We start from the raw sequence: 12,027 nt of genomic DNA, 5'->3' as shown, positions 1-12,027 counted from the left end.
TCATTGTCTTATCATCGCCAGCGACGCAATTATGGTCGTAGTAGGCCAAACGTCATTCCGGTAATGCTTCTGAGCCGGAACCTAAAGCATTAAAAAAGCGACCTTCGGGTCGCTTTTTTGTTTGTGTCACACCAGAAAAGTTCTAAACACACCTCATGGCGGTACGTCATTCCGGTAATGCTTTTGAGCCGGAATCTAAAGCATTAAAAAAGCGACCTTCGGGTCGCTTTTTTGTGTACTCCATTTCATGCACAATGACTTGCTGACACAGTCAAATATAGTGGCTGCTGGCATAGCTTCATCGCATCAGATTATTTAGTCTCAGCGGCTAACTTTTGCTGCTCTTTTTTGATTAAGCCTAAAACATCAGCATCTTTGACTAATTCCTGTTCATTTAAGGTCACACTGATGTTGTTGCGAATGGCATAACAGCCATTACGGCCGAAGTTTTTGAATAGCGTCGGCACATTCAAGCCAAGCATTTTATGAATTTTATTCAGATCGGCATGGTAAAAACTGTCTTCAACCGTGTTCATCATGCCACCATCAACTTGATTGTTGAGCTGTTTTCTGAGGGCAAACTGAATGAATAATAAATGCGGTACGCTGGTTAAACTGTGCATTACAGGCTCATTTTCTGTTGATGAGTTCTGTTGCACGCTCACCAACCAACGGCGTTGATTGTCGGGGTCGCGCCTGCCAGTAATGTGGATGTTAATTTGATTTTCAGGCAATTTTGCCAAACTGTTCTCTTTAACTTGCGCGAGCCATTGTTCTTGTAACCAACTGATGGCAACCAACAGCAACACCATCAATAACAATATTTTGGAGGTTAAACTAATAATTAACCGCGTTTCGCTTGGCGGTTGCCATTGTGCATCGGTAAACAGATGGGTGACCTCTAACATTTGTGCAAACAACGCATACAGAATAATAGTGCCAGCAATAAGTGCGGCTTGTTTGCTGATACGTTGATAAAAAGTCACGCAAATGACCCAACCTAAAATACTTAACGTTAGGACAGATAAAATAACATCCGGGATGTATTTCCAATACCGATTATCAATGTTAGAGGTGACAGAAGCGACCACCAGGCCGCCGCAAATTACCATCCACACCCAACGTTCATGCAGTTGAAATAAACGTAATCGTCTGGGGCCATATTCAAAAAAGGCCGCTGTTAGCAATAAAAACACGCTATTTAACGTTGAGGTATACAGTCGCATCACGTTCACATCGTCAAACATTAACGCCAGCGCAGGCCAAATAGCCCAGGTTAGGCTAGCTAGGGCAACAAACAATAGTCCTTTTTCCCGCCGCGGAGCGCCGTGTGGTTCTATGTCAGGGGTGGGGTATTTATAGGTTATCCAAAAAATTAAACTCGCCATGCCACAAACACAGAGTTGAGAGATTAAATACCAATGCGGATAGGCAAAGGTTATTGCGGGTAAATTTGGCATAGGGATCACTGAATTGAGTTACCTTGTTAATGACAATAAGCTTGTATTTTGTTTGATTACACCGTCTAGCGATAAAAACACATTAACTTGAGCATAACGTCTATAAAGCGAAAAAACCACAGAAAATCAATCTGTAAAGCTTATTTAAAGTGACTTGTAAAACTTGCAAAACTATTTTTCCCACTCGTTAGCTTTAGCTCGGTTGGTCATCACTGCACACCCTCTTAACATAATTGTAACCAATCGATTTGTATTCGATTTGTATTCGATTTGCATTCGATTCGCACAGTTATCAGGAGAGCTTAATGTTTAAATCACACCCACGCGGGCTATCAACCTTATTTTTCATCGAAATGTGGGAACGATTTAGCTTCTACGGCATGCGAGGATTACTGCTGTTGTTTATGGTCGCCAGCGCAGAGCAAGGTGGCTTTGGCATGAGCACTGAAGATAGCGCCGCCATTTACGGTTTATATACCGCGTTGGTTTATCTGTTGGCCTTGCCGGGCGGTTGGATTGCTGACCGACTAATCGGCCAGCAAAAAGCGGTATTCTATGGTGGCGTATTCATTGCGTTGGGTCATTTTTCGATGGCCATAGCAGGTAAAATTGGCTTTTTTACTGGGCTGGGTTTAATCATTATCGGCACTGGATTATTAAAACCGAATGTAAGCGCCATCGTTGGCCAGTTGTATCATAACGACACCTCAAAACGCGAGGCTGGTTTTTCAATTTTTTACATGGGCATAAACCTAGGGGCTTTTTTAGGTCCGCTAGTGTGTGGCATGTTGGGTGAAAATATCGATTGGCACCTAGGTTTTGGTGCTGCTGGCATTGGTATGGTTTGCGGGCTTATTCAATATAGATTCAAGATGGCTGAACTTGGCGAAGCCGGAACGTTTAAGCTTATTAATCAACAACAGCTAGACAAAGATAGAAGCCTGTTTGTTAAAATATCGCTCACCATCATAAGCTTGATTCTAGGTGTTACCGTTGCCGCCAACACGGGGATGATTAACCTCAGTTTAAGTGCCGTTGCCAGTGTAACGGGAGTGATTATTGTCGCGTTGGCGATTGGATTTTTTGTTTATGCGTTAGTGTTTGGCAAATTAACAACCGCACAGAAAAAAAACATCGGCCTTATCTTTTTACTATTTATTGGCTACGCCATTTTTAATTCTGGGTTTGAGCAAGCGGGCTCTTCAATGAACCTGTTCGCCAAGCAATATACCGATCTTTCAATACTAAGCTGGCAAATGCCAGCCAGCTGGCTGCAGTCAGTCAATGCCCTGTTTATTATTATCATGGCACCGATCATGGGTGGACTTTGGCTGTGGTTAGGCCATAGAAATCCGTCGGTATTAGTTAAGTTTAGTTTGGGTTTACTGTTGCTCGGTTCGGGGTTTTTCGTGCTCGCATGGGGCGCAAGCTTTAGTGATGCCAGTTCAACGGGAGTCAGCCCTATGTGGTTAGTGGTCACCTACTATCTGCATACTATTGGTGAACTGTGTTTAAGCCCTATTGGCTTGAGCGCTGTGTCGCAATTATCACCCAAACATTTAGTTAGTCAAATGATGGGGATTTGGTTTATGGGCGCGTCGCTGGGTAACTTAATCGCAGGGCTAGCAGCAGGACAAATTGGCACTTTACCGATGCAAGAATTATTCACTATAGTGGCGAGTGTTTCAGTGATAGCGGGAGTGATTTATTTGTTAATTTCACCCTTGGAGAGGTATGTAAAAGTAAATGTGAAAGCCAAAGAACTTGTGGGATAAGTGGGGTCATATACTCTGCCCCCCACTTAACCCACTTATTCTTAGAAAAAATGGTCAACAGACACCGCTTTGCGCTGAGTGTCATTGGCCAGAAAATCTTTGATAACAGCAATATGGCCTTGCCCAGCAATCACCAAAACTCGCTTGCCCGGGCTGGCCGCTAGTTGAATGTTGGCATACATGCGAAAGTTTCTGTGCCACCAACTTGCCGAAGCATCTGCGCCAACAAAGTTATCCCCAGCACCCACCTCATTGCTGAGTAAGTAAATGGATTGATTCAGCCGATATTGTTGTTCTGAATTCATCGCACGCAACACGCCTGCCAGGCTCAATGTCTGATGCATTTCGTTACTTTGGGCAGTAACCTCCGCAATCAAGGTATCAAAAGCCGCTTGAATGGCCGGTGCCTTTGTTGGCATTTGTTCGAACAGCTGCTCGGCATTCCAATGTATTTCCTGCTCGTCGAAGCAGCGCACGGCACTACCGCCAGCGGCTTTAGCCACCCTGAATCCGAGTTGATAACTCTCATTCACTGGCAGTGTAAACTCGCCTTTTAAATACTGTTGATACTGCTCATTTAGTTTGCCCTGAAAGCCTACAGCACACTCCAGCAAAACATCTGTCGGAGCAAAATCCTTCGCCATTTTTTGGCTAAAGGCTTGTAAATACTGCTGACTCTCGTCAGAGGTAACATCCAGCACTGATGTTTTTACCGTGTCTAAACCGGGGTTAGTAAAGTGGAAAGTGCCTAGCAACATAATTTGCGCAGGCTCTTCTGCACGAACAGTTTGAGCCCCAATAAACAGTGCGGTTGCCAGACAGACTAAAGCAGATAATTTTTTCATCGAAATAACCTTATGAGTTTTTTGAAATTAAACATCAATAAGCGAAAACTATGCCAAATAGTAAGTGATTGTTTCGTATGTTATTACAAGGATGTGGTGCGAGTTTCTGCTTTATAGTTCGAGAGGTATGAGTAGAATAGACCATTTTTTAGTGTGTCACGCTAAGATAAGTGGGGATCCCTCAGACTCTACCCCACTTATCCTGTTATACCTGTTAGGGTTGGCAGTTAAAGCGGCTGATAAGCATAGACAATACCAAGCTAATTCAATCAAGCACCGTAATGTTTTATCAAATCAATTTATAGGACTAAGCGCTTACAAAGATAAGTTTTTGAGGCTGCTGAAGTCTCACTGGCGAGCAGGAATTAAGACGCTACAATCGTTAATCAAGGATCCACAAGCATGCTATTAAATTCGTGGGGATCCCTCAGACTCTGACGCCATTTATCAAAATTCTTGGAGCCCCCTCAGACTCCGACCACTTATTACTAATTAAGACAATTAATTTATTGTTTTCACTTTATTTGCGAAACGTATAAATGCATCTGACTCAACACCTTTATTTTTATCAATTAAGCCTTTTATGGTCTTTTTAAGTAGTTTTAGTTCATCATCTGAAAAATCATGCCTTTCTTGCATAAGTTGTATTAGCTTTAAAAATAAAGTATTGCTCGTGAATTTATCAGTACACTTTAATAAATGTTTAATATGCTCTTTGAACTCTTTTCTTTCAATCTCTAAAAGAAGAAATCTCAATAACATTTCCTCCGTTGAGTTTGTTGTGCTTTCAATTTTTTTATTTAATATATTAATAAATCTTGGTTTTTTTGTAGATAAATCATTGGACATTGATACTTCAATTACATTAGGTATGGAAGCTCTAATTATAGATAGAAAAAATTTAACGGTATCTATTAGGCTTTCTTTTATTTCATCAGTGATATCAGTCTTTTCAAGATGGTTTTCTATATGAGGTATTAGTAATGGCATAACAATTTCTTCATCTAAACGTGTTACATCCAGTTTTATTAGAAATACATATGATTTTATAATTACATCAAATATTTTTAGTACTCTCTCAGGTTCCATTAATAACTCTGTATTTCTAAATACTTTAGAAAACAAGGCTAGCTCTTGTTTATATCTGAGTGTTAAATCTAGACTTTGTTGATGTTCTTCAAAATCTTTATCTAATTTAGATAATTGATCATTGCTAGTCTTTCTATTACTTAATGGTCTTATCTGGTCTAGATTTTCATCATAGCTATCTTTGTCATTTTTGGATTCTTCAATTTTTTGTTCTACTTCTTTTATTGAGGATGCTATATCCAAGAATGAGATGTTTGATATTTCATCTAGTTCAATTGAGTCTAGATCAATTTTATGATGTTTTTTAACTTCAATTGAGATTTTCTCTTTTAAAGAATAAATCTTTTCTTCGATAAAGGTAAGAACGTCGAAACTGGAAGAGTTAAGTGAAGAATAGTATTCAACAACTTTATTTAAGTGAAGGTAATTGTCTTTAGAGAAAATGTAGTTCCTTAAATCTATATCCATCCCCATGAAATATGCTATAAAAAAATTAAAGAAACACGAGTTGGAAAACTCTAAAGAGTCATCATCTTTAATTGTAATTATTCCACTATTTACTAAGGGGGATAAGTAATTACTTACTTCATATTTATGGAATGTTAATGTTTCAAAATCAAGTGCTTTTCTATAAAAATCATTTTTTTGAAAGTTTGTCTTCCTTTCTAATAATAACCATTTTGATATATAGCCCATCAAGTGTATTAAAACTTTGTAAGGTGGTTTTTTAAGAGATATATCGATACAATGTTTTTGTAACAATATTTCTATGTAATTTTCTATTATATCTGCTTCGCTAATAATACCTACTAGTTCATTTTTGTTTTCGTAAATAACTAATAATATCGAGTAAACAAAGTGATTGTGTGGGAGCTGTGAGTTGTCTACAAGTTTAACAATATTCTTAAATATTTCATCTTCACTGGATATTTTCGCTATGTTAGGTCTTAATGAAATTATTTTTCGAATATCTACACGTGCAATGCTACCTATTGATGCATAATGCCTTTTTCCATCGTAATTATTCTTTGTTCTAAGTATACATTTTGTAAGCTCATCCGAGCTATTTGTTAATATGAAAGAGTTTTTTGAATTTTCATTAATAAAAATATCAATGCTCTTAGCTGTTTCAGTGGATGATTTATGATAGTTGTCAATTAAAAAAACAGCATTACCATCATTTATACAACTTTTAACTTTAGCCTCAAATGATGTTAATAATTCATGGTTAATATAGTCAGACAAAAATGCCATTAAAACTTTTGTTTTTGAATTATATATGCACTCTGCATTTATATAGAAAACAATTTTTGATAGATTAGATTTTGACTGATTAGATAAGAAATTTATTTGAATATTTCTTAATAAAGTTGTCTTGCCATCTTGTTCTGTACCTGTAATTAAAGTAAGCCCATGGGTTTTTAGTAGTTCATTGTAATTTTTTAAGCATATAATTTCAGGATCCATATTGTTAACAGAAGGTTCAGAAATTAACTTTGGTTCTATGAATATATTTGACAGTTTATGACTAAGTTCCCTCTTGCTTCCAACATTAATGACGTGTGAATACTCAATTTTTTCTCTAATTCTTCTTGAAAGTTCACTGAATTTTGTGGAGTCAAATATGATTTGTTCATCTATAGAAAAATCACTTTTACCATTTTTAGATCTTTCTGTCCATGGAATAAATGATTCTAGTTTTTTGTCATATTTTCTGTAATATATAGTGCCGTATTTGAAATTGTTTTTTGAATGAAGATCGATAAATGAATATCCTGAATTTTTGTTTCTTATATCGATAGTTCCAGCTTGAACTTTAAGGCAAATATCTTGGGATACATTTATTGTTACCATTTGTTCAAATTCATGCATGTGGCCATAGAATATAGCATCTACTTTCTTTTCTAACTCTCTAGCTACTTCAGATTGTTCATCTTCATGAAGCCAGTCAATAGGATGATGCATTAATACAATATTTGTTTTTGCATTATATTTATCTAAGCTTCTTTTCAAAAATCTTAGTATTCTTAGGTTACCCTTATCTATTTCATTTTCTGCCAGCCATGCTGTATTTATACAATGAATATGCATGTTTTTTTCATGTTTATAGACAGTGACTAGAGGTGAGTTATATATAATTTTGTTTTGTTGTGAATTTATTTTTTCTTTGAAACTTAGGTAGTTTTCAAGTCTTTCCCAATTTTGTTTATCATTAGATATCAAGTCGGATAGATCATTTAATTCAACATCTTTAGCATACTTTCTCATAGTAGATTCTAAAAGACTTACTTTACTACGGTCTATATCATGATTGCCTGGTGTAAAGTATATATCATCGAATGTTAGCTCAAACCTTTCTAGTAAAGGAATGATAAATAATTCATATATTGTTGAGAAATCTTCATTAGAGCCTGAGAATGATATATCACCAGTTATAAAGATCGCATCGAGCCCTTTATTGATTTTTTTTAAAACATCATCACATAGCAAATTTAATATATTTGCAATATTATCTGTGTTAAAACCATAGCTCTTGTTTGACGAGAAATGTAAGTCTGATATATGTAGTATATTTTTCATTGATACCTTCTACGTTACTTATTAATAGGTTTAATAATTGGGACGGACTTATCCATAATCATCATTTCCCCACCCCGCTCTTACTCAAACACCTCTGCGCCACTTGATACACAATGGCATCAACCTGCTGTTGGCTGAGTGATTGAGTCCTGACAGAGGGTAAGGTTTTGACCAGCTGTTTGTGGTTAATGATCGGAAACGGTGGCCGTGTTTGGCTGGTTACATACCAGCCTGGGAAGACAAGTACTGGGCTGGAAAAGATTTGTTCTCCAGTCGCTTTAGTGAGCCATTGGCTGACCCATTTAGCCTGTCGAGTGGCTTGTTCTAGTGGTTTAGTTTCTGTCCACGATGGGAAGTGTAAGCGACCATCTTTATAGAAAAGCTCGTAACCTTTACTGCCATTTTGATTGGGTTGAGTATGGTCTTTATGCCGCTTGTGGCGGCCTTTGGTTTCGATGGCAAATACGCCATTTTTACCTATGGCTAAGTGATCGATGTTAAAGCCGTCGGCTTGTATGTCGTGAAAGATTTGATAACCCAATGCTTGAAGGCCAATGAGCTCATTAGCTGTGGCGATTTCTGCGGTATGGCCTAAACGTAGCTTGGTGAGTTTGGTGAAGGTTTTCCATGTTTTGTATCCGCAATAAGTTAATCCGATAATTGCAATAAAAGCGAAAGTATACGGGAAGGTGTTTTGGCTAATGTGTGATTCGATGCTTTCAACTGCAAATGGAAAACTGACAACCATTACAGCCATGGTTAAGCTTGAAACTAAGTCGAACTGTAGGTCTTGTATTTGATTCTGTAAGCTAAATGCAGGAATGCGTAACAGCTGTTCACGATCAACTGGCAGCTTTACCTTGTGGTCACGATATTTAAGCAGTAAGTGCATTATCAACACCATCAAAAACATGCCTGAAAGCAATATGATGATTGAAAATACGCTGTTAACTGCGCTGGTTGAAAAAGCTGTCATTATCTTCCTTGAACGAGATGTAAACTAAACGATTAAGATATTCAGTTTGAAATGCATCAAAAAGATCAAAGTGGGGAGGGCGTTAAGCGGTGTGCTGTGGCTTTGTGTAAACAATAGCGCGGTGGCTATGGTTTCATCCCTGATTTTGGTTTGATCACTTGTGTCGCTTTTACTGCATTAGAGCCTGCATTCCTTGTGTATTCAGACAGTAACCGATTTTGTTTGCTGCTATCAATCAATATTTACTGTTTATGTGATAATAAGTGCAAAAATGTCATTGTAGAATAATGACTTGTATTAATTTGTATCCTAATTGATGGTAGTAAATGAATGGCTGAATGTGTTGTGTTAATCGGTTAGCTTTATCTGCTGGGGAAAGTTGGCGTGTGTTGTGGCAGAATAAAACCCGTTACTGCCTGTTATTTTACTGCCTGTTTTTTAAATGCGTACTTACTTAATGCTCGGGAACTCGTGGAGCCTATGAATAAAGAATACCAAATACGAATAGATCGGGTGCTTCAGTATATTGAGGCTAATTTGACCGACAGCATTTCGCTAACTGAAGTGGCGAAAGTGAGCTATTTTTCCCCTTATCATTTTCATCGTATTTTTTCTGCCATTATGGGCGAGACTGTAAATGATTACATTGGTCGGCGTAAGCTTGAAAAAGCTGCCAATATGTTGATTTTTAATACCGAATTGTCAATCACTCAGGTGGCGTTAGACTGTGGTTTTTCATCCAGTGCTAATTTTTCTAAGGCGGTAAAACTCTATTTTGGGTTCAGTCCGTCTGAAATTAGAAACCCAGACAAAGTAAAAGATAGCAAGATTGGAAAAATATACCGCAAGTATGGAAAAGTGTTTTGCCCCGCAGATTTGTATCCTAGTCGCATTACCAATGAGGTGATGAATAACGCCAATGTGAAGGATATAAATATGAAAGTGGAAGTAAAAGACTTTGTTAGCCAACGGGTGTGTATGTTGAGTTCGGCGCGAGGTTATCAACCTGAGTCGATTTTTGCCACTTGGGACAAGCTTATAGAGTGGGCGGCTAACAATGGCATTAAACACGATGAGCAACAACGTTTTGCGTTTGCCTATGACAACCCAACGGTGACGCCAGTAGATAAGTGCCGTTACGATGCTGCGATAGTGATAGGTGATAGCGTAGACGTTCATTCACCGTTTACGACAACTGAAATCCCCGAAGGCAAGTATGCGGTGGTGTATTTTAAAGGCGCACCTGAAGAGGCTATTCAAGCTCAGCTGAGTTTGTATTCTGATTGGTTGCCAAATAGCGGTTTTGAACCTGATAATTTTCCGATGTTAGAGCATTATCTGAATGACGCGAGAGTGGATGGTTATGTTGAGATGGAAATTAGAGTTAAAGTTAAGGCTATGTTGTTTAAGCAGTAGTGGCAAAGTGGCGCTAAGGCTAACATTGTCAAACACAATAGCATGAACATTGATGATTATTGCTGTTTGTATATTTGAAATACTGCTGCAAAGGGGAAAGGTGTTATCGCTACGATTTTACCCGAGCGTGACACATAAAAAGGCCTGCTTATTTAAGCAGGCCTTTTGGTATTAGCTTTCGCTGTCGGCGATGTCCACTTCAAAAACTTCGCTTAAGCTAGTCACTATTGTTGTAATGCACTATTACAAAATCAGTCTATAAAATCAGTCTATCAAAGCGGTGTTAGAACTGGTTCATTGTGTTGTCTTTACCTGACGCTTTAAGCGCTTGGTCACCAGAGAAGTACTCTTTGTGTGCATCACCGATATCTGAACCAGCCATGTTTTGATGTTTAACACAGGCGATACCTTGACGTATTTCCTTACGTTGAACATTGGCAACATAACCCAACATGCCTTGGTCACCGAAGTATTCTTTAGCCAAGTTGTCGGTAGACAGTGCTGCTGTGTGGTAAGTCGGTAGTGTAATAAGGTGATGGAAAATACCTGCTTCACGTGCCGAGTCAGATTGGAAAGTACGAATTTTTTCATCAGCTTGAATAGCAAGCTCAGTGGTATCGTAATCGACACTCATTAATTGCGCGCGGTCGTAAGCTGATACGTCTTGTCCTGCTTTTTGCATCGCATCAAATACTTGCTGACGGAAGTTTAGCGTCCAGTTAAACGATGGCGAGTTGTTATACACAAGCTTAGCATTAGGAATAACTTTACGGATTTCGTTAACCATGCCACCGATTTGAGATACATGCGGCTTTTCAGTTTCAATCCACAATAAATCAGCGCCATTTTGCAGTGAAGTAATACAATCAAGTACACAACGTTCTTCACCTGTGCCAGCACGGAACTTAAATAAGCCATTTGGTAGACGAGCCGGTTTCACCAGTTTGCCACCTTGCTGGAATACCACATCACCATTTTCAAGTTTTGCAGCATCAACCGCTTCAACTTCAAGGAAGCTATTGTATAAATCGCCTAAATCGCCAGCTTCTTTAGTGACAGCAATTTTTTGCGTTAAGCCTGCACCTAATGAATCGGTACGCGCAACAATCACGCCGTCATCGATACCAAGCTCTAAAAATGCATAACGAACCGCATTAATTTTTGCTAAAAATTCAACATGTGGCACGGTGACTTTACCGTCTTGGTGGCCACACTGTTTTACATCTGACACTTGGTTTTCTAATTGAATACAACAAGCACCCGCTTCAATCATCTGTTTTGCCATCAAGTAAGTGGCTTCTTCGTTACCAAAGCCAGCATCAATGTCGGCAATAATAGGTACAACGTGGGTTTCGAAGTTTTCAATTTTGTGTTGAATTGCGGCTTTATCTGACTCTTTAGCGTTATCTAATTCGCGGAAAAGACCACCTAGTTCACGTGCATCAGCTTGACGTAGGAAGGTGTATAGCTCTTTAATCAAGGCAGCAACAGAAGTCTTTTCATGCATAGATTGGTCAGGTAATGGACCAAACTCACTGCGCAGTGCAGCTACCATCCAACCTGAAAGGTATAGGTAACGACGCTTAGTGGTTAAAAGATGTTTTTTAATCGAGATCATTTTTTGTTGGGCGATAAAACCATGCCAGCAACCTAATGACTGGGTGTACTGCGATGAGTCCTTATCGTAGTTGTCCATGTCTTCACGCATGATCTTGGCAGTGTACTTTGCGATGTCTAACCCAGTCTTAAAGCGATTTTGTAGACGCATACGAGCGACTGACTCTGGGTTGATGGCATTCCATGCACTACCTTCCGAATTAATCAAGGTGGCAGCTTCATCGATATTATTTTTGTAGTGAGTCATGTGTTTATTCCTTAACAAATAG

The 12,027-nt window shown here is 38.6% G+C and carries 7 protein-coding genes and 1 pseudogene; 3 read left to right on the top strand and 5 right to left on the bottom strand.

Annotation, left to right across the window (positions count from 1 at the left end):
• Positions 1–311: 311 nt before the first annotated feature.
• Positions 312–1,469: a hypothetical protein gene (locus ACRWQN_RS17225; protein ID WP_434939102.1), complete on the bottom strand. Its 1,158-nt coding sequence runs from the start codon at positions 1,467–1,469 to the stop codon at positions 312–314.
• Between the two features lie 296 nt (positions 1,470–1,765).
• Here ACRWQN_RS17225 and ACRWQN_RS17220 point away from each other — a divergent pair, with 296 nt between their 5' ends.
• Positions 1,766–3,235 carry a peptide MFS transporter gene (locus ACRWQN_RS17220; protein WP_434939100.1) on the top strand — a complete coding sequence of 490 codons (1,470 nt, stop codon included), beginning with the start codon at positions 1,766–1,768 and terminating at the stop codon, positions 3,233–3,235.
• Positions 3,236–3,276: 41 nt separating this feature from the next.
• Here ACRWQN_RS17220 and ACRWQN_RS17215 read toward each other — a convergent pair whose 3' ends face one another.
• Positions 3,277–4,080, bottom strand: a complete 804-nt coding sequence (locus tag ACRWQN_RS17215) for a DUF5694 domain-containing protein (RefSeq protein WP_434939098.1) — start codon at positions 4,078–4,080, stop codon at positions 3,277–3,279.
• A 202-nt stretch (positions 4,081–4,282) separates the two neighbouring features.
• Between ACRWQN_RS17215 and ACRWQN_RS17210 the strand changes: the two are divergent.
• Positions 4,283–4,492, top strand: a pseudogene (locus tag ACRWQN_RS17210) (IS4 family transposase); the annotation flags it as partial.
• A gap of 89 nt (positions 4,493–4,581) precedes the next feature.
• Here ACRWQN_RS17210 and ACRWQN_RS17205 read toward each other — a convergent pair.
• Both ACRWQN_RS17205 and ACRWQN_RS17200 read right to left on the bottom strand, forming a co-directional pair.
• On the bottom strand, positions 4,582–7,749 hold the full coding sequence (locus ACRWQN_RS17205) for a metallophosphoesterase (RefSeq protein ID WP_434939096.1): 3,168 nt from the start codon (positions 7,747–7,749) through the stop codon (positions 4,582–4,584).
• Between the two features lie 61 nt (positions 7,750–7,810).
• Positions 7,811–8,725 (bottom strand): nuclease-related domain-containing protein, encoded by a 915-nt coding sequence (locus ACRWQN_RS17200; protein ID WP_434939094.1) that lies wholly within the window; start codon positions 8,723–8,725, stop codon positions 7,811–7,813.
• Between the two features lie 480 nt (positions 8,726–9,205).
• On the opposite strand from ACRWQN_RS17200, the gene ACRWQN_RS17195 reads away from it, so the two are divergent.
• Complete coding sequence (locus ACRWQN_RS17195) at positions 9,206–10,141, top strand: AraC family transcriptional regulator (RefSeq protein WP_434939092.1); 936 nt, start codon at positions 9,206–9,208, stop codon at positions 10,139–10,141.
• A gap of 283 nt (positions 10,142–10,424) precedes the next feature.
• Here ACRWQN_RS17195 and ACRWQN_RS17190 read toward each other — a convergent pair whose 3' ends face one another.
• Complete coding sequence (locus ACRWQN_RS17190) at positions 10,425–12,005, bottom strand: isocitrate lyase (RefSeq protein ID WP_434939090.1); 1,581 nt, start codon at positions 12,003–12,005, stop codon at positions 10,425–10,427.
• Positions 12,006–12,027 lie beyond the last annotated feature (22 nt).

It is taken from the genome of Shewanella sp. HL-SH8 (assembly GCF_051165765.1).
Lineage (GTDB): Bacteria > Pseudomonadota > Gammaproteobacteria > Enterobacterales > Shewanellaceae > Shewanella > Shewanella glacialimarina.
The sequence above is the reverse complement of the archived record's forward strand: the minus strand, read 5'-3'. Positions and strand labels throughout refer to the sequence as shown.